This is a genomic window from Bradyrhizobium sp. Ash2021, assembly GCF_031202265.1.
In the GTDB taxonomy this organism is placed as follows: Bacteria; Pseudomonadota; Alphaproteobacteria; order Rhizobiales; family Xanthobacteraceae; genus Bradyrhizobium.
On record NZ_CP100604.1, the window covers coordinates 1,632,577 to 1,656,691 of the forward strand.

Consider the following 24,115-nt stretch of genomic DNA (forward strand, 5'->3'; position numbering starts at 1 on the left):
TGTTTGGCTCGTGCCGCTCGATCAACCCGTCGCGCCCGACAATGACAACCGGTCACTTCGTCGTCTCGACGCCGGCTTTCTTGATGACATCAGCCCATTTCTTGATTTCAGAGTCGATAAATCCGCGGAAATGTTCCGGCGTGTCGCCGGCGGTGGTGAGGCCTTGATCGGCGAGTTTCGACTTGACGCCCGGATCGGCCATCGCCTCGTTGGCGATCCGGTTCAAGGCGGCCACGAACTTTTCGGGCGTTCCCGCCGGCGCGATCATGCCGTACCAGTTTTCGATCAACAGATCTGGCATGCCGACTTCGGCGGTGGTCGGTACATCCGGCGCCGTCGGCGCGCGCTCGCGCGCGCCAAGTGCAATTCCGCGCAACGCGCCGGCCTTGATGTGCGGCAGGATCACCGGCAGATCGAGGAACGTCATCTGCACCTGCTGCCCGAGCAGATCGTTGATGGCGGGTGCAGCACCTCGATAGGGCACGTGAACGACGTCGAGCTTGGCGGTCAGCTTGAACAGTTCGCCCGCCAGATGCGGCAGGCTGCCTTGACCGGAGGAAGCAAAACTGAGCTTGCCGGGCTGCGCCTTCACCAGTGCGACCAGTTCTTTCATGTTGTTGGCGGGAACGTTGGTCGCGACCACCAGCATCTCCGGCACGGTCACCACCAGCGTGACCGGCACCAGATCTTTCTGCGGGTCGTAGGCGACTTTCTCCATCGCCGGGCTGATGGCCAAGGCGCTCGCGCTGACAATGCCGATGGTGTAGCCGTCAGGCGCGGATTTCGCGATCGCATCGGTTCCGAGCACGCCGGCCTGGCCGCCGCGATTGTCGATCAGCACCGGCTGCTTGATCAGTTCCGACATGCGCTGGCCGACGATGCGCGCAATGATGTCGTTGGGGCCGCCGGCGGGAAACGGCACGATCAGCCGGATCGGTTTTGCAGGGAAATCCTGGGCGAAGGCTGCTGCGGTCAACAGCGGCAGCAATAATCCAGCCACCAGCGTGCGTGCGATTCTCATGCGAGCCCCCAGGCACGGATCTTTTGCGGCGCAGGCCCTTAAAACCGGCGTTGTCGTCCGTGGCGGGAATCAGTATGCCGTTTGCCGCGGTCGCATTCCAGAGGTTGCTGTCCCTGTCGCCGTGGCGGGCGTTCGGGTCAGCGTCTGACGCGCATGCCCCAATCCGGGCATTTCGGGGCCATGTATTAAATCTTGCTTAGGGGCCGACGGCTACCGTGCACGCATACATTGCAACGGTGGCGACGATGTCGAGCTTTGAGAGCGCCTCTTCCGAGACTCTGGCGTCGGTCAATCCGCGCGCGGCGGCGGGCCGCCTTGTTCCCTATTTTTATGCGGCTACCCTGTTCGTTTCCGCGCTGCTGCTGTTCTCGATCCAGCCGATGTTCGCAAAGATGGTGCTGCCGCGGCTCGGCGGCGCGCCGGCGGTGTGGTCGGTGGCGATGGTGTTTTTCCAGACGGCGTTACTGGCGGGCTACTGCTACGCGCATGTTCTCGGACGATTGTTGTCGCCGCGCCGCGCCGCGCTGTTGCATTTGTTGTTGATCGGCGCGACCGCGGTGACGCTGCCGATCGGCATTGCTGCCGGATGGGGCGCGCCGCCGTCCAGCAGGATCGCGCTGTGGCTGTTCGGTCTGTTCGCGGTTTCGATCGGCCTGCCGTTCTTCACGCTGTCGGCCAGCGCGCCGCTGCTGCAAAGCTGGTTCGCGGCGAGCGGGCATCCGCAGGCCGAAAACCCCTATGTGCTCTATGCGGCGTCCAATCTGGGCTCATTCGCCGCGCTGTTCGCCTATCCCGTCGTCATCGAACCCTGGCTGACGCTCGGCGTCCAAACGCGGATCTGGTCGGCTGGATTCGCGATCCTGGCGGTTCTGGTCGCAGCCGCCGCACTATTCGCCGGGGATACCGGCTCCAGCACCGCGACACGGCAAAAGCCGCTGGATGATTCCGCACCCGGTATCGGCGAACGGGCGCGATGGGTGGTGCTTGCCGGGATTCCGTCAGGCCTCGTGGTCGCGGTGACAGCGCATATCACCACCGATATCGCGGCAGCCCCGTTCCTGTGGGTGGTCCCGCTGGCGATCTACTTGCTGACCTTTGTCGCCATCTTTCGCGAGCGGCCATGGATTGCGCATACGACCGTGGTCTGGCTGGTCCCGTTTGCGGTGGCGCCGCTCGCCGTCAGCCTGATCGGCGGCGACAAGGTCTACTGGGTAGCGACGATCCTGCTCAATCTCGCAGCATTCGCGCTGCTGACCTTGATGTGCCATGGCGAAGTCTATGCACGCCGTCCGGGCGCGCAGCGATTGACGGAATTCTATCTGTTCACCTCGCTGGGCGGGGTGATCGGCGGCGCATTCGCCGGCCTGCTGGCCCCGCAGATATTCAACGGCAACTACGAATATCCGATCCTGATCGCCGCCGCGCTGTTGTGCATGCCGGGTTTCTTCACCGGCGCGCGCAAGGGAGCGGCGGAAGCATTGCCGTGGCTGGCGCTGAGCGCGGTGCTGGTGCTGGTCTGGTGGTTCACCCGCCTCAAGCTGCCGGCGACACTTGAACTGCCGTTTCAGGTCGCTTCCGCCGTGCTGGCCGCCGCCATGCTGCTGCAGCGGAACCGGCCGATGCGCTTCTTCGCGCTCGTGATGCTGGGGTTCACGATCACGGCGTTCTGGCGTCCAGGGCTGGCCCCGATCGAAACCGCGCGAAGTTTCTTTGGTGTTCACAAGGTCGTGGAAACCGCCGACGGCAAGGCGCGCCTGCTCTATCACGGCACCACGATTCATGGCGCGCAGCTCCTGCGCAGCGACGACGGTACGTCCATCGACGGCCCGCCGGCGCCGGCCTCCTATTATTATGCAGGCGGTCCGTTCGCGGAAAGCATCGGGTCCGCGCGCACCGCGCTGGGCGGGTTCGATCGTGTGGCGGTGATCGGACTCGGCACGGGGACCCTTGCCTGTCTTCGCAAGAGTTCGGAGCGGTGGGACTTCTTCGAGATCGACCCGGAGGTGGTTCGGATCGCCAGCGATCCGCATTTCTTCAAATTCGTGTCGGCTTGCGAGCCCGCCGCCTCGATCATGCTTGGCGATGCGCGGCTGACCCTGCCGGCTGCTTCCGGCCAATATGATCTGATCGTGCTGGATGCATTCTCGTCGGATGCCATCCCGGTTCACCTTTTGACGCGCGAGGCTTTCCGCGGCTACCTTGCAAAACTATCGCCGCACGGCGTCATCCTCGCCCACATCTCCAATCGCCATCTCGATCTCGCGCCCGTGGTTGCGAACGTCGCGCAGTCGCTGGGGCTGGTGGCCTTTCTCAGGGAGGACCGGGCGGCCGGCGGAATTTTCACCGACCTGCACGCCAACGCCCGGGTGATCGTGCTGGGGCGCGGCCCGCGCGATGTCGGCGCCGTCGCCGAAAGCTGGACAGCGTTGCAGCCCGACCTGTCCAGCGCGATTTGGACGGACGACTATTCCAATATTCTGGGCGCGATGCTGCGCAAGCAGTTGGCCTGGTAGGCTGTCGTTGAACCCTAACTGTTGAGCAGCTTCATCGCCGCTTCATGCACGCGCGGGTCGCCCGCGGCGATGATGCGGCCGCCGTTTTGCGCGGGCTTGCCGTCCCAGGTGGTGACGACGCCGCCGGCCCCGGTGATGATCGGGATCAGGGCGGCGATGTCGTAAGGCTTCAACTCGGTCTCGACCACGAGATCGAGATGGCCGGCGGCGAGCATGCAGTAGGAATAGCAATCGCCGCCATAGCGCGTCAGCCGCACCGCATCCTCAACCCGGCCGAAGGCCAGGCGGTCGGCGGCATTCATCAACAGCGGGCTTGTCGTGTAGGCGGTTGCCTCGTTCAGCGCCGCGCAGCGCCGCACCGTCAGTTTGCGTTCGCCCGAGGGTCCGGAGTAATGCGCCGAGCCGCTATCGCCGGAAAAGCGCTCGCCGATGAAGGGCTGGTGCATCATGCCGAACACCGGCGTGCCCTTGTGCAGCAGCGCGATCAGCGTGCCCCAGATCGGAAAACCTCCGATGAAGGATTTGGTACCGTCGATCGGATCCAGCACCCAGACATATTCGGCGTCTTCGCGCTCATTGCCGAATTCCTCGCCGACGATGCCGTGCAGGGGAAAGTAGGCCTTGATCAGCCGCCGCATCACCGCTTCCGCGGCGCGGTCGGCTTCGGTGACCGGATCGAAATCGCTGGCGCTTTTATTGTCGATCGACAGCGATGTCCGAAAAAACGGCAGGATGGTTTCGCCGGAAGCGGTCGCAAGGCGGCCGATGAAGGCTGTAAAATCGATGACCGTCACGGCAGTTCCTTAGGGCGTACGATGCGGAGCGAGAATCCGGAGCGCTATTGCCTATCTCAATCCTGCGATCCGCGCACGGTTAACGGAGCGTTATCCTACCGTCATCGGCCACTTCCGGCTTTCGAATCAGGTTCGTTTTAGCCATGCATTTTCGATGTCACGGCCATTCACGAAGTCGAGATTTTATCGATTGTGGCCCCGCCGTCACACGGGTTTTCACGGATCCATTCGCACAATACCTTGATTTTGCTTATGAAAATGGAACTCAGCCGACCTGTTGCACAACTGCCAGCCCGGCCGAGATTGCACAGGAGTTGTTTCGAAATCACTTGCGTTTTGTGCAGCGCGGCCGCATATTGTTGCGGTGCGGTAGCGCCTCGCGCTATCGCTGCCCTCCTTGGGCGTTTCCTCCCTAGACTTGGGCCGCTTGTTCATTCAAGCGGCCCTTTTTTCTTGTCTCGTCATTCCGGGGCGCGCGAAGCGCGAGCCCGGAATCCATACTCCCGATCGTGGTTATGGATTCCGGGCCTGCGCCAAGAGGCGCATCCCGGAATGACGAATGCAGAGAGAGCGACGCAGCCTCTACTCCGCCGCGGCCTGGAACGGGCCGAGATCGCCGAGCGGGACCTGCGCCAGCGCATCGGCCAGCGTGGCGAAATCGGCGACGACTTGCGCGAACCGCGGCCCGCGTTCGCGCCGCCGCTCGTCCATATAGATCGCGCGGTTGAGTTCGAGTTGCACGGTATGCAATCCACTTGCGGGGTTACCGTAGTGCTCGGTGATGAAGCCGCCGGCATAGGGCTTGTTGCGTCCGATCGAATAACCGAGCCCGCTCATGATTTCCTCGACGATATCGGGAAGCAGGCCCGCGCAACTGGTGCCGTAGCGGTCGCCGATCACGATATCGGGCCGCCGCGGCTCATCCCGCGACACGCCGACCGACGGCATCGAATGGCAATCCACCACGATCACGGTGCCGAAGGCCTGGTGCGCCTTGTTGATCAGCCGCCGCAGCGCGCGGTGATACGGCTTGTAGAGCCCCTCGATCCGTCCCAGCGCCTCATCGACGCTGAGCCGCTCGCGATAGATCTCCTGGCCGTCGCCGACCACGCGCGGGATGGTGCCGAGCCCGCCGGCGACCCGCATCGAGCGCGTATTGGCAAAGCTCGGCAGTCTCCCGGTGAACATGCGCGGATCGAGCTCATAGGGCTCGCGGTTCACGTCGACATAGGAGCGGGGGAAATTGACCCGGACAGTCGGGAATCCGCGATCGCTCAAATCGGCGATCAATTCGTCCATGAACGAATCCTCGGAGCGGCGCAGCGACGGCAGATCGATCCGCGACGCGTCGAGGAATTCGCTCGGATAGACCGAACCGGAATGGGGGGAATTGAAGATGATCGGCGCCCGCCAGTCGGCCGGCTCCACGATCTCGAACGGAGGCGACAATTCGCCATCAAACTCGGTCATCGTCGGGCGCCGTCCCTTGATCCGCGCTTCCTGAGTCAGGCGATTCTGCCAGAAAATCGGAGGTTTTATGAGAGACATTGTCGGTAATCACAACCAATCTGCCAAGTGAAAAACGTCGCAAACGTGCTGGAACATGTCTTAATGCGCCGAAACGCCCGTCTTGATTGCTTTGGGGCGGATTCCGGTACAGAAATAGCTGAGCAGGCCACCGACATAACGCCATCGCCTTTCACCCGAAATTTACCCTCTATCGGGCTTAGTGTGCGGACCCAATTTCATGAGCCGGATTCGACGAACAAACCCCATGCACAAAATCCTCCTCGCCGAAGACGACAACGACATGCGCCGCTTCCTGGTCAAGGCGCTGGAAAACGCCGGATTTCAGGTCTCGCCCCACGACAATGGCATGTCGGCCTATCAGCGGCTGCGCGAGGAACCGTTCGAGATGCTGCTCACCGATATCGTGATGCCCGAGATGGACGGCATCGAGCTGGCGCGCCGCGCCTCGGAACTCGATCCCGACATCAAGATCATGTTCATCACCGGATTTGCCGCAGTGGCGCTCAATTCCGATTCGGAGGCGCCGAAAAATGCCAAGGTGCTGTCAAAGCCGGTCCACCTGCGCGAATTGGTCAACGAAGTGAACAAGATGCTGGCGGCCTGATTCGGTCCCCAAAAGCATCAATTAAAGGCTCCAAATAGCTCTCAGGTGTCCTTGCCTGCCCGCTTTGGAGCCGATATACGGACCCCACCCAATACGACTTAGGGCGCGTAGCTCAGCGGGAGAGCACTACCTTGACATGGTAGGGGTCACAGGTTCGATCCCTGTCGCGCCCACCATCTTCTTCAATGACTTAGCCGTCTGGCGCCCGGTCTGCGAAAAGATGATTTCCACGAACTTTCCACGAACCCCGTCGTGGGCCTCTTCGCCATCGATGAGCTGCGCCATTGCGCCCATCGGCTGCGCGTAGGTTGTCGAGCGAGCCGAACAGGTTTCCGAAGCAAAGCCCATCGAGCCCCTCGTTACTCCGATGGTAACGCCGGTAACGCCAGCCCTTTCGTAATCACCGCGGTGCATACCGTAGCCTGTCTTCTCTCTTGCGGTCCTAGGATCTATGATCTCCAAGAGTACGGCAGCGCCCTATCTGCCTGACTTACTATACGCGGCCTCCAACCCATTGCAAGCGAAACAGATGTTAGGCATCGTGCCTCATTCGATTCGCTCTTCCTTAAGAACTGATAATGGTCGGCAAACCCAAGCTTCCGAACTGGCTCGCCTACATCCGGCCCCACGTAAAACCCTACCTGGAGTTGGGAAGGGGGGAGCGCCAAAAGTATATTAAGAAGGTGTCGAAGCAGACTAAGCTGTCTGACAACAGCTTGCGGCGGATGATTGCCGCGTCGCAGTTCCTGGAAGCCGAAGGCATCACCGACCTTCCTCCAGGCGGGCGGCTGCCGTTGGGTTCGGTCGAGAACATCGCACGCATCGCTGCGCACGAACCATCACGCCGGCGGGAACTACTCGACGAGGTGTGGGCCGGCCGAATCACGATCGATGAACTTGCGGAAGAGTTGGAGAAGACGAGGAAAGCCGCAAAGCGGCGCGCGAATGTGCAATCCGTGTCGCCGGGGTCGACAGATGATTATTTGAAATCTTTGGCAACTCAGGAGGTCCTAGCGAAAGAACCCCATCTGAAAGGGATGTCGTTTATTAGCTTCGACGAAGACGGCGACCTCCAGTACTTCGATTCGCAGACCAAGCCGGCGCTCGTGATTCGAATTCCAGAGGGCAAGCCATACGTGGTGATGGATGGTCGACAAACTGGGGGCACAGCCGCATCTTTCATGAGACAGCGCAAGGAATTCCTGCGCAATATTCTGGTTGCAGCCGGATTATACGAAACGGTGCTTGTCTATGCGCCGCATTGGCAGGAGGATGTTGACCGGCTCATTCATCGTGCGCACCCGGTGGGGGACAGAATCAAGCTCATCGGAAAGCGGGAGTCTTCGGGCGACTCAGCAGGCTAGGCTCCCATGGACGCATATATTCAGAAGGCCAGCGCTCCGGGAGCGATATGTAACGGGGGTGAGAGTCCCTCCCTCTCCGCCAGCCATTTCGGACAGCGCAGAAGTCCTTCAGAAACAGGCATTTCTCGAACCGCCGGATTTTTGCGGTGGAGCACCACGGTGGAGCACTCTCCACCAGCTTTGTGCCACGTTGCGGTGCGATTCTCGACTCGAATGTCGAGGCGATCGAAGGCGTTTCGGGTCGATCTGAATCCGTGCCCGCATCGTTCGAAATCGATGGGGGACTTCGTATTTCTTCCCGGCCGCCGCTCGGCCGCGCTCGATCCGAGCGACGGCTCCCGGTTTAATGCGTCGGGCCGGCCGGTTGCCCCCTTGTTTGTCGAACACCCGTGGCTCTATTTGGGTTGCGCAATTTTTTGGGTCGGGAGGGAGCCGGATGACGCTTGCGACTTCAGTCGGAACGGTCGGACGCGTAGTGGACGACTCGCTTGCATATTTGACGTTGACCGACGTCGAGGACACGCTCTGCTTCGTACCCGGCGTTTTGGACGGCTATCGAGGTCAATCGTTCGCCGAGTATGGCATTTTGCCCGGAGCCGCGGTGGCCGTCGAATGGGACGTCGATGCCGGAACGGTGGTTCGCGTCGCCTTGGGATCCGACGCTCTCCGGGAAGCCGAAACGCGCCGGCATGCATTCGGCCGTGGTGGCGATGGCGCTCGGGAGAGAAAGGCCTCCGATGCCGAAGAGCCGCTCGATGTTCCAGTGATCGAGCTCGAGCCGGGAGCCGATCCGAAGGGTAAGGCCGTCGTCCTGAGCGCGTTACCGCTGAAAACCCGGCAGTTCGGCAAGATCGTCGACACTTCGGCGCTTCTTCCAGGCGACCTGATGCTCGCGAGGGAGTGCGCGCCGGATAAGATGAGCGAAATGATCGTCAAGACGCAGGAGTGGGGCGGCTATCACTCCGAAGACGCGAAATGGTCCCATGCCGCGATGTATCTAGGCGACGGCGCGAGCGTCATCGAGGCGACCACCGATTCGATGACGCAGGGATCGGTACGGGTGACGAGCCTTTTCGACTACTCGCAGGGAGCTCATGTGTTGAGATTCCGGCGACCGCGATACGTCTCCGACGATCGGCAGAGGTGGCGCCTCTGCATTCGTGCGATGACCCGCTTGGGAAGGGAGTATGGCTTCGCGGAAGCGGTGAAGATCTGGTTCAATGTCGTGGTGCGGGGCCGGACCTTCATCAGCGAAGACATGCGTAGGTACGCGAACGACGCGGTCATATGCTCGTTGCTCTATGCCGACGCCTACGGCGAGGCCGTCAGGCGGAGCCTCGGCGAACGGGAGGGGGTTTGCGTGCCGGCCTGGCTGAGCGGATCGGACGAGTTCGAGGATATAGCCGCGAACTGGCTTAAGATCTCCCGTTAGCGGCGCGAGCGCGCCGAGCGGCGGATCTCCCCCGAATAGGCGTTCTGGAGCTTCATCGAAAGCGTGGACGTCGTATTGTCGCCGGCCGCGTCGTAGATCTTCATCAACATGCGGATGGCCGCGGCGGCATCTTCGTCGTCGGGATTCTTCTGCAATCGTCTTTCGAATTCTATCCGGGACGCCGCGATGACCGAAAAAATGCGGCTGGGAGGGGCCTGCACCAACCACCTCGGTAGTTGGTCCATGAAATCCGCATCGCTCTTATTTCGCAGACACCCCTCGATGACGGTCGTGATCGTGTTGGTGCTCCTGGCCCATTCTCTGTAATCCTTCGAGGTTTCCGCGAGCAATGCATCGCGCCGCTCCAACTCTCGCAGGCAGTGGAGCGCGAACCGACGCTGAAAAAAGCCCAGAAGAGCGGTGTTTCGGACGAAAGCCAGCAGCCGGTCCAATCGTTGCCGTGCCGGCGGATGCGACGAAGTCGCGTTCCGCTCGAAGGCTTCGAGCCGCCGTCCGATCGCGAGTACGAGCAAGGCACCGAGCAGGCTCGCAACGACCGCCTGTCTGCATTTGGCCGAGCGGATGCCGAGTTCGAAGGCGCGTTCGTCGGCCGCGAATTCGTCGTCGTGCGAATGCCCTTCGCCGAAATCTTCGTTCAGGACGTGCCCGCACTCGTGCAACAATAGAAATCTTATCGCGTGCTCGCGAAGATGATTGCCTGTCTCGAGCGGATGGCCGAAACGCGCTTGGTTAGGAAACAACGGCATGATGCCGAACTCGGAGAAGAACGAAGGTGGGCCCGCCACCCCCATCTCGGAATAGTTCTTGAAGAGGAAGTCGAGCTCGCCAGCTATTCTGTCCGGATAGAGCGACGCCAGGGGGTCTTTTGTCTCGTGACGCCGGAGGGCCCGCATCGTCCGAAATTGCGGCCGGTCCTCAAAGCCGCAGGAGCAATAGTCCCCCAGAATGACGGTCTGCTGAATGAGCGGGGGCAGGTTCAAGGAATAGAGTTCCGCGGCGAACGACATGAGCATCAGGGCGCCATTCGGAACGCAGATCGCATGACCGGGTCTGCAGTCTTCGACGAACCCATTGAACTCAGCGTCGTGAACCGCACCGACCGCGAGCAGGTCGGAGAGCTGCAGCTTCGTGCTCACGTCGGCGGGAAAGTTCTTCGCCAACCGGGCGTAGGCGTCTCTCGCCCAATCGGTATCTTCCATAAGCGCTCGATACATGTCCGGCGCGCTACCAAGTGTGAACGGGAAAACCGGCTTCAACATCCCTATCAGCTCGGGCGGTAGATCGGTGAGCGGTGAGCCGCGACCGTTCGGCGGAACGAGACGCAGCAACCACGCGGAGACTTCGCGCCTGTCCTTCTCGCGAGCCACGAATTCGGCCGGGGTCATGCGCGGATCTTCCAAAAGATCGAGGCTCGGTCAGGTTCGCATTTTATGCGTTGAGGAGCAATCGTGCCCGTCGCCTGCAGCGCGGTCGTTAAGATCTCGACGTCCTCTTCAGACATCGCCTTCGCTCTCCTTCGAAGAGCAAGCCGAGAGCGCATCCGTCGCGATCAGACCGCGCTCGGCGAGAAGCCGCAGGGTTATCGTTGGTCCGCCCGCGAAGGAGTCTGAGATATGCTGCTATCTCCAGATCCAGAAGCGAACCCGCGGGCGTCACGAACGCGATGTCGGTCGCTCCGTCGTAGCCGCACGAGGCTATCCCGAAGACCTTCCCGTCGGCATCGAACACGGGTCCGCCGCTCGACCCGCCATGGAGATTGATGCTGGTACGGAAATAAGGCGGTGTCAGTTTGACCGATGGCCCGCGATCCTCGAACCGCTCTTCCAAAAGGCCGTCGTAGAAATCGGGCTGCAGCCTGAACACCCTGCCTTCATCCGCGTCGACGACCGCGTGAAGAGGATAGGCCCAGGTACTGATGGGCGTGCCGATCGGGGGCGGCTGCGAGCTCAACGAATGGACCTTAGGCCGAATGACGTTCCCGGACGCGTCGTCGACGAATTCGTAACGAGGAATGCCGAATGCGACGTCGGCGGTCGGGTGGACGAAGAATTTCCAGATCGGAAGAAAGTGGGTCCGGCCGTTCGGCAGGGTGCGCGCGATACCGACCGAGTCCGGCATCTCGGCGAGATGCCGCTCCGCTTCGAGCGCTACATGGGCCGCCGTGGCGAACCCTCCCATGCCTTGAAGGTAGAAGCCGGTGCCGATGAGAGCGAAGCTGTCGAGCGTGGGTCTTCCCAGGATGGCGAAGGTCGCGAGACGCCCGTCCGCAATCACCTTGTCGGCGTTTTGCATGCGCCAAGATCCGGCGGCCGCCGTGCCTGGCAACGGTGGGAGGCGCGTGTTCATCTGGGCAACGTAGTCGAACCCGCGAAGAAGCGTCCAGCCAAGCCTCCCCCTGTCGGGATGTGGGCCTTCGAAGTCGCCTTCATCGTTGCGTGAGAACGGATGTTTCCGGACAGGCTCGCTGCGAGCCAAGCGGTCACGTGCGCCCCTGGAGCGCAAGATCGCGAGTCCTTAATCGGGGGATGCTCTTGGCGAGGCTCCGAGGGAGCGGAACGCCGGGCGTCGCCGGCCCTTGCGGCTTCGATCAGACTTAGGACTCGTCGGGCGGGCAGAAACGGTCACGAGCGCGGATCGGCACACCACGCGCGAAGAAAGAGGATGTCGCCCAGCCGGTTTTCGGCGAAATGCGTCTCCTTAGGGGACCGAGGCACGGGTCCTTCGGCGCCGGAGACCTCCCGGCGCGCTCCGGACTCGAACGCGCGGATGATGCACGCCGAAGGCGAAAAGAGCCGCGTTGTCAGCGTGATCTCGACTCCGCGCAGCCCAGGCGCGCGATCCGGAAAAATCGAGGCAATTCAGTGAGGACGGGGGAATTGACGATCACGGAAGCTTTACCGAAACGAGCGTGGTCTCGGCGGCCGCGGTTGGGGAGGTAGCTGACCGCCAGGCGCGCGGGCCCACCACAATGAAGGGATATCACGTCGATCGAGATTTTTTGATTCTTCGCCCCGATGCGAAGACGTCGGAGCGGCGACGGAGCGGCTACGATCCGGAGTTGGCGGGGCCGATTCGGCGCCCCGAAACGCCCCGGAACGGCGGCGACCGCCGCGAAAAATGTGCGATTTCAATACTGCATAGAGGTTTGCGGCTTGCCGTAGAAAAGGCCCAACGCGCACGAATTCCGGGGGATTCCGCGCACTTTCGAGAACGAAGCGGGATCGCGGTGACGGCGCGGCGACGAACGCCGCCCGATCCCGCGCCCCGAGCCGCCTTGAAAAGCCAGGCGCGCCGGGACAGGGGGCCGCCCGGCGCGATGCAAACAGGGATGAAGAGGGGATGCGAAACAGGGAGCGGTCGCGCGAGGGCGCGGGGCCCGGCGGCTCAGGCGCGCTTGCCCGCGGGACGGCCGCGCTTGCCGGCCGGCTCGTGCTCGGGACGGGGCGCCTCGGCCCGGTCGCGGAAGCGGCCGGCGATGGCCGCCCGGCGGGCGCCGTTCGCGCGCCAGCCGGCCTGCGTCATCCCCTCGGCCGCCTCCTGCAGCAGCGCGGTGCGCAGCGCGTCGCCGTACGTCCCCGACAGTTTCTCGGCCGAGGTGTCGGCGTGCTCCGCGAAGGCCTCGAGCCGCAGACGCGCGGCCTCGGCCCACTCCTTGGCGAGATCCTTCAGATGGTGCGGGATGCGCCGGCCGACGATCCCGGCGTCCCTCACGATCCACTTGAAGGTCTGCCAGCCGAGCTTCGGTCCGCGGTAGCGCCGGCCGTCGAACTTGTGGAAGACGAATTCGTAGTTCTTCGCCATGTCCTCCTCGTACCAGCGGCGCACCGTCGGCGCGAAGGCCACGGGTACGACGTTGCCGGCCCGACCCTTGTTGCCGTGGTAGGCGACGTCGCCGTCGCGGTGATAATAGATCAGATCGTCGGTCACCTCGATCCAGGGACGGTCGTCCTTCGGCAGCGGCAGGCCGTCCGAGGGCTCCACCTCCGGCGGCAGCCAGCGCGTTGGCGGCAGCCTGCCGTGCCTCGAGGCGGTGTAGGGCAGGAATTCGATGGCGCGCCGCCAGGCGCCCCGGTTATGGGCGGGCCGGCGCGCTTGCACCGGACCGTCCGGCCCGTCGACCATCTTGGGCGCGCCGCCGGGTTCGAACACCCAGCCTTCGGCCGCCTTCAGCAGGCGGTCGTACTCGTCGACCGTCCAGGCGCCCTTGGCCAGCCTGCCGGGATCGGGATTGTGCAACTTCACCCGGTAGTCCGCCCCGTCCGCCCCGAGCTGCCCGTTCAGGCACAACTGGACCGTCTTGAGGTCGGCATAGCGCGACGTCGCCGGCCGGCCGGATCGCAGTTCGTATTCCCGGGGGAGCCAGTCGCCCTTGAGATCGCCGATCTCCAGTTCGGGAAAGACCCGCTGGAAGACGCGCACGGCCTGGTCGTAGGTCTCGCGCGTCTTCTTCTTCCTGTTGGCGTCCTCCTTGCCGTCGGGCCGGGGACAGAGATTCGTCGTCCGGTAGCTCTCCAGCAGGTCGCGGCAGGACAGCGATTCGATGCGTTCGATCGGCCAGCTCGACATGCGGATGCGACGGCTCGACCTGCGCGCGAGGAAGACGAGGGCCTCGAGCCGCGCGGCGTCCGGCTCCTTGGCTTCCAGCACGTAGACCCGCGGCGCGACCGCGAGGCCGCCTCCCGCCTCGGGTTCGGCCAACTGCGGCGCCTTGACCTTGAGTACATAGCGGTCTTGCTTCCTGTCCTTCTCGCCGGGCTCCTCCGGTGCCGCCTCGAACCGGACGTACCAGGGCAATCCGCGCGGCGCGCGATCGAGAAAGCGGCCCGTATGGACGAGCGGCACCTCGTTCAGCCCCGCGACGCCGAACGTCCGCCTGAACAGTTCGCCCGTCATCGCCCGGGCCTCGGCGACCGTCAGGTCCAGTCCGTCCGGACGGGTCGACCGTGCGATGCGCAGGAGGCGGGCGTCGTCCGTGGTCGGCATCGGCTCTTCTCCTCTCTCGTCGCGGGACATGCGTCCCCGGGGCGACGGACCGGCGCGATCGCGCCTCCGCCAACGTTGCGTTCCGATCTTCGATGTTCCGGTCGGCCTACCCGCCGCGGCCGCCCTTTCCGGGCAGCAGCGAGGCGAGATGCGCCTCCCAGTCCGCTTCCGACGGACGACCGCCTTCGGGGATCCGTCGGCATTCCGACATCGCCCCGAGCGCGGCGCGCGTCGTGTAGAGCCGCCCGGCGATCCGCGCGTGGCCGAGATGGCCCTTCGCGATCGCGGTCCGCAGGCTCGACACCGTCAGCGGACCGCGCGGCCACAGCAGCGCGACCGCTTCGTGCAGCGCCAGCAGTTCGTTTTCGGACCACTGGTCCGGGTCGGGTCGACGCGCGACGCGCTTCGGCGTCTTGCGGCGACCTCTTTTTCCAACACCATGCCGCGGCTTCCGTCCAGAGGGCACGGGAGCGCCGGCGCCGCCGCCCCCTTCGGCGCGAGCGCCGCGGAATTCCGGCGCGCGGCGGAGACTCACGGCCGCTCCCGCGCCGGGCGCCGCGCGGCTTCCGTCATCCCGCGCAGCGCCGCCTTCGTCGTCATCAACTTCCGCGCGAGCAGGACCGTCTCCAGCAGGCCGCTCCGGTACGCGGTCCGCAACGAGGACGCGGAGAGCGGGCCGAGCGGCCACATCAGGTTCGCCGCTTCCGCCAGGGTCATGAGCTCGTCGTCGCCCCAATCCTTGGGGTCGGGCCGAGCGACGATGCGCCTCGGTCTCGTCGCCATTTCAGTCTCCTTCCGTCGCCAAGTCCTCGCCTCAAAGGATTCCCGTTTCGGCGACGAGCAGGCCGCGCACGATGTCCGCCACCTCCGCGCCGGTCAGAAAGCGCTCCGCGGCCAGCCGCTCAGCCACCGCGCGGACCGCGTCGCGGTTGGCCTCGACGAGCCGTTCCGCGCGTTGCTCGAGCTCGCGCAGGTGCCGCGCGACGCGCTCGCGCAGGTCGGAATCGAGCGCCAGTTCGCGCAGCAGATCGTCGCCGGCGCCGCGATAGACGAGATCCTCGCCCATGCCGTAGGAGGCGTGGATCGATGCGACCATCGTCGTGGCGTTGCCGATGTCGGAATTCGGAGCTCCGCCGCTCCCGATCGACACCGCGCCGGTGAAGATCCGCTCGGCGGCGCGCGCGGCGAGCCCGATCACGACGCGGTCCTCGATTCCGCCGCGCGTCTCGAGCGCGTCGTCGCCGAAATCGATGACGGTGCGTCCGGCCGATTCGCCGTTGGTCCGAAGCACGACGTGCCGGACGGTGCCGGCGCCGATCGCGAGCGCCGCGACGGCGTGCGCGGACTCGTGGATGGCCATCCGGAATAGACGCGCGGACGGAATCGCGTCGGCCGGAAGCACCGCGCGCCGCAGGTCCTCCATCGCGAGCGTTCGCCCGGCGTTTCTCGCGGCCCGACGCGCGGAGCGGACCGTATGCATGATCTCCGCGCCGGTGGATCCGTCGAGCAGCGCGCCGATCCCGCGGAGATCTTCGCCGCGGAGATCCTGGTCGAGGTGGAAGCGCAAAATGTTGGCCGCGCCCGCCGCATCCGGTCGAGGAACTTCGACGATCTTCTCGAGGCGGCCAGGCCGCAGCAGCGAGCGGTCGACCCGCTCGATGGCGTTGGTGGCGCCAACGACCACGATCCCGGCCCGGCCGTCGATCGCCGAATCGAGGAGCAGGAGTGCGTCGGTGATCACGGGCATCCACCAGTCGCGACCTCTCGCGGACAACGTCTCGCGGTCCGGCAGCGCGTCGATCTCGTCGAGAAAGAGGATGCAGCAGGGCGATGCCAGCGCGGCGGCGCGGGCGAACGCGCCCCGCATCTGCTTGATGACCGAATCCAGATATCCGGGGCCGTCGGCGAACCACTCGCCGACGCTGGTCGCAACGAGCGGGACCCCGCACGCCTTCGCAAGCACCCGCGCGAACAACGTCTTGCCCATGCCGGCCGCCGAATGAAGGCAGACGCCGCGATCGACATCCCGCCACGAGATTCCGCCTTCGCGGAAGGTCGCGATGTCGCGCGCCAGATCCAGGCCCCAGAGACGCGCCGCGCCATATTCGACCGCGTTCCCGAGGTCCGGCACGCGAGCGGAGTTTCCGCGGCCGGCGCCGGTCGCGGCTTCGAGCCGGCGGACGATGTCGCGCGGGCCGGTGGCCGGCCGGAACGCGGCGACGATCTCGAACAGGTCGAGACCGGCGGCCAGTCCTTTGGGAAGCTCGCCCGGCGAGCGGCGCGCGAAGCGGGTGATCGCGCGTCGCAGCACGGCGCCGTCGGGCGCGGCGATGCGGATCGTGACGTCGGCGGCGGTCTTCAGCGCCGCCGGAAGCAGGCTCGCGTCGACGGCGATGCCCATCACGCACCGGCCGCGGCTCAGATCGCGCGCGACTTCGTCCGAGCCGACGGAAGAGTTGCGCTTGCGGTCCGACCCCTCGCGCGTGTGCATGCACCAGCGCGTGCCGAAGACGGACTTCGCGTACGCCGCCGCGGGAACGACCCAAGCCAGTGTGGGAACGACCACGACGACGGCGAGAGCCTGATTGTGCTTCAGGCGCCGGCGCAGGTCCTTGGACACTGAAGCGTCGAACGCGGCGCCGACAACGGCGGATATCGCCGCCGGCCGCGGTGATACCTTGGAATCCTGATCGTCGTCGCCTTCCTCCTCGGAATCCGGAACGCCGCTCTCGTCGTCCAGATAAGCAGCGCGCCATCCCGAAAGCTTTTTCGAGAAGCCGATCCGATGCTGTTCGGTTCCTTGGGACTTCTTCACGTGCGCGCCCTCGTCATCGTCGATGGGCCGATCGGCCCGGATTCAAGGTCAAATTCGAGTTGGTCGTCACAGCGCGGCGAGATCGCCGCCGCGGGGTAGCGCGCGCCGGCGAAACTCCGCAGCAGATCAAGGAACAGTTCGGATCCTTTCGGACTTTTCGACGATTTCTTCCCGAAGCAATCTCCTGCCCAGTCGTCCCGGGCGGACGAAGCCGTAATCGCTACGTAAGCAGCACGGCCGTCGAAGAATCGCGGGGCACCCAACGCCCCGCGCTGTGCGCGCCGGCCAAAACCTTCGCGGCGATCGACAAGGAGGGGAACGCGACCGCGACGGTGAGCCGGCGGCGGTCGGCGACGCCTGGAATCGGCGCCAGCACACCGGCCGCCGTCAGATCTTCGCGGCGCGAGCGCGTGAGCGGTTGAACGCTGCCGTTGATCGCCTGCCTGACCTCGGATCCGGCGGATACCACGAACCGTCCGGCTGCCCAGTAGCCGCGGGCCCACAGGTCCGAATAACGCAGCTCGAACTCCGAGCTGCCCAAGGGCACGGTAGAGACCCCGATCGAAATCGGTTCGGAATCCACGGCGTCCACGGCCTCTTCCGGAACCGCCTCTTCAGTCGGCGCGGGCTCGCGGATCGGCGCCGGCGCGCCGACGACAGGGTCGAAGATGCGGCAGCCGGCGTCGTGGAGCAGGCGTAGCGCGTCGGCGGCGATTCGGTCGTGCGTGGCACGCTCCGCATCGCTCAAATCGGGCTCCGCGGGGTTCGCCTGCTTCCAGACGGTGACCACCCCCGCGGCGAGAGCCCGCCGGGTCAGACGGAACTGGAGATCGACGACGAGAATCTTTTCGAAGGCCGCGCCCGGGCAGCCGCCCACGACGAAGACCTCGCGCGCGAAATTTTTCGCCGGGTCGGCAGCGTGCTCGGACAGGCGCCGGGACGGCCGCCGGGTCTCGCCGAGGTACGCTACCTTGCCGTCCGTCAGGGCATAGGCGCCCGCCGCATTCAGATAGCCGGCCGCTGCGACCCTGGATAGCTCGGCCATCGGAAACGCATGGACGACGACGCGCGTGGCGCGGTCGCTGATGCGGCGGTAGCCGTTAACGCCGCCGAACGGGCGGTGGATGACGATGGTGCTTGGGCAGTCGTCCGAAGGATTCGTATTGTTCGTCGGCATGTGTGCTCCTGTGGCAGGGAATGGGTCGCGCGCGACGGCATGCCGCCTTCCGACCGGCGGTGCCGGACGACGGGCGAACGTCGCGGCAATGACGGACCGGCCCGCGCGGACGTTCGGCCGCGCGGGCCGTTACAGGCCGGAATTCCGAGAAGTCTCAGGCGCCGAAGGCGGTCAACAGCGTCGTCGAGCCGCCGAAACGGCCGGGGAGCACCAAGCCGTCGGGACCGAGTCCACAGCGCAGATCCAGCTCGATCGTGCCGTCGCAGGCCATCGCGTAGATCGCCGCCCGTGTGTCGCTTCGCGTCATGGCAATCTCCCCAAGACGGGCGAGCGTCGTGGGGCCTTCGTTCTCCAACGCGCCCACGATCTCCGCCCGGTCATCGGCGTGGATGCGCATGTTGCGGTAGTTCCAAACCTCGCGCGCGGAGGACAGGCGCGGCTCCGCCATGATGTCGTTCGCGTCGACCACCATGATGCCCGAGCACTGGCGCGCGAACGCGACCTCCAGAAGCTCTGCGGCCTGGCCGCACGCGGGGCCGCCGTCGAGGACGATGTCGATGGCGAAGCGGCCGTCCGAGCGCTCCAAAATGATGGTGCCGCGGGGAACGATGCTGCTTTCGGCGCGCGGGACCGGCTGGTAGTCGATCCGGCATACGCCGCCGTCGAGCGTCGACTGAACGAGGAAGTCGCGGGTCAGGCCGTTGCGGACCGGGATCGCCCTGCTGGACTTGAACCCAATGAACAGATTTTTCGTCTTCATCTATCCTCGCTTTCGTGGATCGACGGTACGAGCACGCGCCGCCGCCCGCCGACTGGACGGGTGATCAGATGCGGAAAAAGGCGTCTGGATGGTCGAACTTAGATCACAAAAACCCAGCCGCGTCAAGCAAAAAGATATCTAACAGATATCTACTAGATATCTAGTCGATATTCGTATCGGTCCGGTCATCAACAACTTTGCTCCGGCCGAGGCTTAGCGCCGCCGCCGCCGCCTGATAGTATCCGTTCGAGATCATCCAGAAGGATGCCGACGGACATGGCCAAGAAAGCGATGAAGTTGAAGGAATCGACTAGGCGCGACGGTCGCAAGGCCATGCTGACCTACATGCACCCCGATCTCATCCAGCTCGTCAAAGACGCCGCCGCCGCCAACGATCTGAAGGCCTGGCAGGTTATAGAGAACGCCGTGGCGCGGGCGTTGAAGTGGAAGAAGCCGTGATGGCTAGAGGCCGAAGAACAGGGCGACGGGTACGCCGTCCGGGTGGGGCCGAGCCAGCTTGATACGAGAGCGGCGCTGCCGCACAGCAGCATCAGGGCCAGGGCCAACACTTTACTCTTCCGCAAAGGCTTTCGCCGTAACGGGCGGATTTGCCGTGCCACAAATGCCGATCCGGGCCGTATCGCACTTTGGCGGCCCCAGGTAATCCAGTCCGCAATCAGGGCCATGCTATGTTCCACTCAATCACCGTGTGATGTGCAGCCGTACCCCGCACGTTCTGCAGATGGGCCGACCCTGCGCCCTTAGGTCGATCAACAGCTTCACTCGCCTCGGCGCTTCACCGTCGTGAGCAGGCTCCGCGCGCTACCGGATTGATTGCAGTGGGCTTGGTTTTGGAATAGCCAGATTGCATTACAAGGATTGGGCAGAACGTCGGTTGCATCCATGAAATCAGGTCGTTGGACGGCAGTCAGCCAGTCTACATTCGAGTGGGAGCGGGAAGCGCTGGACTTCCTGCGCGACCGGCTGCCCGATCACGAGCCGTGGCGGGCGTGGTCCAATTTCGAGTTCATCGACGACGAGGGACGCGTGAACGAGGTCGATGCCCTTGTTCTGACACCCGTCGGCCTAGTCCTGATCGAGGTGAAATCGCGGCCGGGTAGCCTGCGTGGTGATGCCTACAGCTGGACCTGGACGACCGAGGGGCGTCAAGTCACGACCGACAATCCATTGCCTCTCGCCAACCGAAAAGCGAAGCGGCTCGCTTCGGTCCTGCGGCGGCAGCCGGCAATTGTAAGCCGAGGTGGATCGCGAACTGCGCCCTGGATCGAACCACTCATTTTCTTGTCTGCTGTTCATCAGCGTCCGGCGCTCGATCCCGGCACCGAGAAGCGGGTCGTACTTCGAGGCGCGCCTGGTTCGCCTGGCGATGCTGGGGTTATTGGAACTCTCCTTCGTGCGGACGAACTCGGATTGGGGCGAGGCAATCCTCCCAACCCGTCAGCAATCCGAGTTTGGGTACAGGCAATCGAGCAGGCCGGCATTCGGCCCCCAGGGCGTGGCCGCCGCGTTGGCGACTATGAGCTCGGGCAGCTCCTGGGCGAGGGCCAGAACTGGCAGGACTTCGCCGCGCGCCACGCGGCCACGGGCGTAAACAGGCGCGTGCGGATTTACCCCTATGCACGCGCCGCCACTCCCGAGGCGCGGGATCGCTTGGCGCGCACAGCGCAGCGGGAGTTCCGAGTCCTGGAAGGCGTAGAGCACGCTGGCATCCAACGTGTCCTCGACTATCGCGAGGCGGAGCTAGGCCCGGCTCTAGTCTTCGAGCACGATCCCAACGCCGTCCGCCTCGATCGTTACTTGAGCCAGAAGCTCGTCGGCCTCGCCCTCAGTCAGCGCTTGGGTCTTATCCGTCAGCTCGGCGAGGCGATGGCTTACGCGCATGGCAAGCGCCTCTTTCACCGTGGCCTCGCGCCTCAAAGCATCATTGTACGGGACCCCGAGAGCGACCTGCCGCGCCTCCAGATCATGAATTGGCAGGTGGCCAGTCGTGGCGAAGGAACGAGCGTCGGCGCAGCGATGACCCTCGGTACGATGCACGTTGAGGACCACCTCGCTGACCGCTCCAAGATTTATTTCGCGCCCGAGGCAGCCTCGGGCGGGGATGAAGGAGCGGGTCGCTCCGACGTTTTTTCCCTAGGTGCTATTGCCTACCATATCCTCACCGGCCGCGCTCCCGTAGCCAATCCGCTTGACCTGCCAGGTCGGCTGCGCGAGGGCAACGGGCTGCTTCTCTCCGGTGCCATGAATGGTGCGGGACGTTGGCTTGAGGAAATGGTGCGCGCGTCAACGGCGCCCATCGTTCGAGACCGGCCGCGAGATGGACGGGAGTTTCTGGATTACCTCGCCGAGGCAGAGAGGGAGGCCCTCCCGCAAGAGCCCACTCCAGCGGCCACGGTCGATCCAGCAACAGCCGGTCCCGGTGACCGCCTCGATGGCGGCCTGATCGTCAAGCGCCGGCTCGCGCGCGGCAGCAGTGCTGACGTGCTCCTCGTGGTGCGCGAAGGCGAAGACGACGAAGAGCTGATACTGAAGGTTGCTCTTGACGACGCTCATGCCGACCGAATCCGCGCTGAGGCAGATATTCTGCGTCGTCTCCACCATCAGAACATTATCCGCTTCATCGGAGAGGTCACGACCGCAGGTCGCCCAGCGATCCTCATGGAGCGGGCTGGCGAGAAAACTCTTTCTCAATGGATACGTGGAGACGACACGCTCTCTCTCGATCTCATGCTTCGCTTCGGCGAACATCTTCTGTCGGCGGTTGAGTATCTTGAGCATGAAGGTATTGCTCATCGCGACGTGAAACCGGACAATATTGGACTCGCGAAGGTGGGCGGAAGCGGCCCCTATCGCCTGGTACTCTTCGATTTTTCGCTCTCGCGCGCACCGGCTGAGACCATCACCGCTGGGACCCGACCCTATCTCGACCCGTTCCTGCGGGATCGACGCCCTCCTCGCTGGGATCTTCATGCTGAGCGATACGCCGTCGCCGTGACCCTGCACGAGATGTTGACAACTACGCCCCCAAGTTTCGGTGACGGCCTGACAGATCCGCGCCTCACCGAGGACGAGGCGACGATTGCGGTCGATCGTTTTGATCCCGCGCTCCGCGATGGACTCACGGTCTTTTTCTCGCGTGCGCTGCGTCGTGATCCCGCCGAGCGTTTTGGCAACGCCGAAGAGATGCTACGTGCTTGGCGGAACGCTTTTTCACCTCTAGATCGTGTTGCGTCGTCCGCCGATAGCATCGAGGTGGTCGCTCGCCGGCTCGACCGCACAAGCAGCATCGCGGAGATCGGCTACGGCGTCGAGGCGCGCGCCGTTCTCGATCAAATGGGAATCCACACCGTTCATCAACTGCTCGGGGTTCCCCGTCTTCAGTTCCGTTACCTCACCGGTGTCGGCGACCGCATCCGGCGCGAAATCCGTGAGCGCGCAAAGCGCCTAGCCCAGCTTCGACCCGATCTCGTGCCTGGCGGAATTACCGACGATGATCGCGGACGTGCGAGCGTGGACCGCCTTGCAGAGCAGCTTCTGCCGCGCCGGCCGGCGGGGGACGAACGGCCTGAAGATCGGATTTTGGCCTACTATCTCGGCATCGACGACGACGCTCCGCTATGGCCCAGCGCAGGCGAGGTGGCCGCCGCGGTGGGAACTGCCCGAAGCGCGGTCGCCGATGCGATAGAAGTGGCGCGTGAGCGTTGGCGCAGAAATCCCGAGTTGAATGCCGTTCGCGACGAGATCGCCACGCTCCTGACAGCCGCTGAGGGCATCGCGACCATCGATGAACTGGCAGCTCAGCTGCTCGCCTCGCGCGGATCGGTCGAAGACCACGAAAGGCAACGATACCGCTGCGCGCGGGGCACGATCCGGGCAGTCATCGAACTTGAAGCAAACGTGTCATCCATCCGGTTCTGCGCATACACCGATGCCGACGGTTGCCCGACCTTAATCGCACTGTCTGCAGAATCCGTGGAATATGCGCGCCGTCTTGCCCGCTGTGCGGATGCTCTCGCCGCCGAAGACCCCCTTCCGAGCCCCGGCCGTGTCGAAGACGAGCTTGGTGTTGTGCCCGTTCCCGACGGGGCGGGCCCGCTTGGCGCTGACCGTCGTCTCCGCCTCGCCGTGGCAGCATCGAAAGGCGCCGCCCTTTCGGCGCGAGGCGAACTCTATCCGCGCGGCATGCCGTCGGTTACAGCTCTTCGCTTGGCTCTCGGGACGCTCGCCGGCGCGGATATCTTGCGGGAAGAGGACATCAGGGCCCGCGTGCGCGGCCGCTTCCCCGAGGCCTCCCCGCTTCCGCCGCGACCGGACCTGGACGCGCTTCTGCAGGAAGCGAATGCCGACCGCATCTGGCGCGAACCGCCCGGCGGAGAGGCGGGTTACTATAGCCCTACGGTGTCCGACACCAGCACCGGCACGATCTCAATCAACCGTCATCCGACCCTCGCCCCGGCACCGGAGGCCACGCTCGAAGTCCTCGATGCGAGAGCCATAGAGGACAAGATCGCATACGCCGCCGACCGTGGGATCTTCCTCGCCCTCACGGTCGAGCCGCCCCACGCGCGTGATGCCGAAGCCGAGATTATTCGTCGCTTCCCGCGGGAGCAGGTCAGTCTCGAGCGCCTGATGCTCCGGGCCATGCGGGAGGAGGCGGAGGCGAGACGCGTTCAGTGGCCCAAGGCGCTCGCCGCCGATGCTGCCTTGCGCGACAGCGCGGACTTCAAGAATCTTCTTCGCCTCGCCTCTCGGGCTGCGCCGCGCGTCAAAGATCAGGTTCTCGGCCTGCGCGGGCCAGCCCTCCTGACCCGGCCTGGCCTTATCGCGCGCTATGACCTGATGGATATGCTCGTGGCCTTCTCCCAGGCTTCGGGCGCCGCTGGCGGGCCCCCGAGCATCTGGCTTTTGATTCCACAGGCCGAGCACGGACCTCCGCAGATCGATGGAAACGTGCTGCCCGTTATCTCCGCCGCTAACTGGACCAGACTGACAGAGTCTTGGCTCAAAAACGCACACCGGGCCGGTGGCCGCAGCGCCGCGTAGCAGGAACGTGTGTATCAAATGCTTTCCTGACATAACA

17 protein-coding genes and 1 tRNA gene are annotated in these 24,115 nt (G+C 64.4%); 7 read left to right on the top strand and 11 right to left on the bottom strand.

Annotation, left to right across the window (positions count from 1 at the left end; translation table 11 throughout):
* Nucleotides 1-52: 52 nt before the first annotated feature.
* Nucleotides 53-1,021, bottom strand: coding sequence for a tripartite tricarboxylate transporter substrate binding protein (locus tag NL528_RS07850; RefSeq protein ID WP_309182133.1), 969 nt, complete (start codon nt 1,019-1,021; stop codon nt 53-55).
* A gap of 215 nt (nt 1,022-1,236) precedes the next feature.
* On the opposite strand from NL528_RS07850, the gene NL528_RS07855 reads away from it, so the two are divergent.
* Nucleotides 1,237-3,534, top strand: a complete 2,298-nt coding sequence (locus NL528_RS07855; RefSeq protein WP_309182134.1) for a fused MFS/spermidine synthase — start codon at nt 1,237-1,239, stop codon at nt 3,532-3,534.
* 14 nt (nt 3,535-3,548) lie between these two features.
* On the opposite strand, the gene hisN is transcribed toward NL528_RS07855, so the two are convergent.
* The gene (hisN, locus tag NL528_RS07860) at nt 3,549-4,328 is read right to left on the bottom strand and encodes a histidinol-phosphatase (RefSeq protein WP_309182135.1); all 780 of its coding nucleotides are present in this window, start codon (nt 4,326-4,328) and stop codon (nt 3,549-3,551) included.
* 582 nt (nt 4,329-4,910) lie between these two features.
* Complete coding sequence (locus NL528_RS07865; RefSeq protein ID WP_309182137.1) at nt 4,911-5,798, bottom strand: N-formylglutamate amidohydrolase; 888 nt, start codon at nt 5,796-5,798, stop codon at nt 4,911-4,913.
* 304 nt (nt 5,799-6,102) lie between these two features.
* On the opposite strand from NL528_RS07865, the gene cpdR reads away from it, so the two are divergent.
* The 4 genes from cpdR (at nt 6,103) to NL528_RS07885 (ending at nt 9,258) form a co-directional block, all read left to right on the top strand.
* The gene (gene cpdR, locus NL528_RS07870) at nt 6,103-6,462 is read left to right on the top strand and encodes a cell cycle two-component system response regulator CpdR (RefSeq protein ID WP_309182138.1); all 360 of its coding nucleotides are present in this window, start codon (nt 6,103-6,105) and stop codon (nt 6,460-6,462) included.
* Between the two features lie 101 nt (nt 6,463-6,563).
* Nucleotides 6,564-6,638 (top strand) — tRNA-Val (locus NL528_RS07875).
* A gap of 402 nt (nt 6,639-7,040) precedes the next feature.
* Entirely contained in the window at nt 7,041-7,826 is a 786-nt protein-coding gene (locus NL528_RS07880; RefSeq protein WP_309182139.1) for a hypothetical protein, read from the top strand.
* 436 nt (nt 7,827-8,262) lie between these two features.
* Entirely contained in the window at nt 8,263-9,258 is a 996-nt protein-coding gene (locus NL528_RS07885; protein ID WP_309182140.1) for a hypothetical protein, read from the top strand.
* On the opposite strand, the gene NL528_RS07890 is transcribed toward NL528_RS07885, so the two are convergent.
* From NL528_RS07890 to NL528_RS07925, 8 genes are all read right to left on the bottom strand, one after another.
* On the bottom strand, nt 9,255-10,664 hold the full coding sequence (locus tag NL528_RS07890; protein ID WP_309182141.1) for a hypothetical protein: 1,410 nt from the start codon (nt 10,662-10,664) through the stop codon (nt 9,255-9,257). The two genes, NL528_RS07885 and NL528_RS07890, sit on opposite strands and share 4 nt — an antisense overlap.
* 88 nt (nt 10,665-10,752) lie before the next feature.
* Entirely contained in the window at nt 10,753-11,571 is an 819-nt protein-coding gene (locus NL528_RS07895) for a serine protease (RefSeq protein WP_309182142.1), read from the bottom strand.
* 1,092 nt (nt 11,572-12,663) lie between these two features.
* On the bottom strand, nt 12,664-14,262 hold the full coding sequence (locus NL528_RS07900) for a hypothetical protein (RefSeq protein WP_309182143.1): 1,599 nt from the start codon (nt 14,260-14,262) through the stop codon (nt 12,664-12,666).
* Nucleotides 14,263-14,368: 106 nt separating this feature from the next.
* Nucleotides 14,369-14,797: a hypothetical protein gene (locus NL528_RS07905; protein WP_309182144.1), complete on the bottom strand. Its 429-nt coding sequence runs from the start codon at nt 14,795-14,797 to the stop codon at nt 14,369-14,371.
* Nucleotides 14,794-15,045 (bottom strand): hypothetical protein, encoded by a 252-nt coding sequence (locus NL528_RS07910; RefSeq protein WP_309182145.1) that lies wholly within the window; start codon nt 15,043-15,045, stop codon nt 14,794-14,796. Before NL528_RS07910 ends, NL528_RS07905 begins: the two co-directional genes overlap by 4 nt.
* 31 nt (nt 15,046-15,076) lie before the next feature.
* Nucleotides 15,077-17,077, bottom strand: coding sequence for an AAA family ATPase (locus tag NL528_RS07915; RefSeq protein ID WP_309182146.1), 2,001 nt, complete (start codon nt 17,075-17,077; stop codon nt 15,077-15,079).
* Nucleotides 17,078-17,297: 220 nt separating this feature from the next.
* The gene (locus tag NL528_RS07920; RefSeq protein WP_309182147.1) at nt 17,298-18,254 is read right to left on the bottom strand and encodes a hypothetical protein; all 957 of its coding nucleotides are present in this window, start codon (nt 18,252-18,254) and stop codon (nt 17,298-17,300) included.
* 154 nt (nt 18,255-18,408) lie between these two features.
* On the bottom strand, nt 18,409-19,014 hold the full coding sequence (locus tag NL528_RS07925; protein WP_309182148.1) for a hypothetical protein: 606 nt from the start codon (nt 19,012-19,014) through the stop codon (nt 18,409-18,411).
* Nucleotides 19,015-19,290: 276 nt separating this feature from the next.
* On the opposite strand from NL528_RS07925, the gene NL528_RS07930 reads away from it, so the two are divergent.
* The gene (locus tag NL528_RS07930) at nt 19,291-19,473 is read left to right on the top strand and encodes a hypothetical protein (RefSeq protein WP_309182149.1); all 183 of its coding nucleotides are present in this window, start codon (nt 19,291-19,293) and stop codon (nt 19,471-19,473) included.
* Between the two features lie 444 nt (nt 19,474-19,917).
* Complete coding sequence (gene pglW / locus NL528_RS07935; protein WP_309182151.1) at nt 19,918-24,078, top strand: BREX system serine/threonine kinase PglW; 4,161 nt, start codon at nt 19,918-19,920, stop codon at nt 24,076-24,078.
* Nucleotides 24,079-24,115: the final 37 nt, after the last annotated feature.

Coding starts and splice junctions, on each gene's coding strand:
- NL528_RS07850 (WP_309182133.1), bottom strand. CDS start 1,021: ATGAGAATCGCACGCACGCTGGTGGCTGGATTATTGCTGCCGCTGTTG.
- NL528_RS07865 (WP_309182137.1), bottom strand. CDS start 5,798: ATGACCGAGTTTGATGGCGAATTGTCGCCTCCGTTCGAGATCGTGGAG.
- cpdR (WP_309182138.1), top strand. CDS start 6,103: ATGCACAAAATCCTCCTCGCCGAAGACGACAACGACATGCGCCGCTTC.
- NL528_RS07880 (WP_309182139.1), top strand. CDS start 7,041: ATGGTCGGCAAACCCAAGCTTCCGAACTGGCTCGCCTACATCCGGCCC.
- NL528_RS07885 (WP_309182140.1), top strand. CDS start 8,263: ATGACGCTTGCGACTTCAGTCGGAACGGTCGGACGCGTAGTGGACGAC.
- NL528_RS07890 (WP_309182141.1), bottom strand. CDS start 10,664: ATGACCCCGGCCGAATTCGTGGCTCGCGAGAAGGACAGGCGCGAAGTC.
- NL528_RS07895 (WP_309182142.1), bottom strand. CDS start 11,571: ATGCAAAACGCCGACAAGGTGATTGCGGACGGGCGTCTCGCGACCTTC.
- NL528_RS07900 (WP_309182143.1), bottom strand. CDS start 14,262: ATGCCGACCACGGACGACGCCCGCCTCCTGCGCATCGCACGGTCGACC.
- NL528_RS07910 (WP_309182145.1), bottom strand. CDS start 15,045: ATGGCGACGAGACCGAGGCGCATCGTCGCTCGGCCCGACCCCAAGGAT.
- NL528_RS07920 (WP_309182147.1), bottom strand. CDS start 18,254: ATGCCGACGAACAATACGAATCCTTCGGACGACTGCCCAAGCACCATC.
- NL528_RS07925 (WP_309182148.1), bottom strand. CDS start 19,014: ATGAAGACGAAAAATCTGTTCATTGGGTTCAAGTCCAGCAGGGCGATC.
- NL528_RS07930 (WP_309182149.1), top strand. CDS start 19,291: ATGGCCAAGAAAGCGATGAAGTTGAAGGAATCGACTAGGCGCGACGGT.
- pglW (WP_309182151.1), top strand. CDS start 19,918: ATGAAATCAGGTCGTTGGACGGCAGTCAGCCAGTCTACATTCGAGTGG.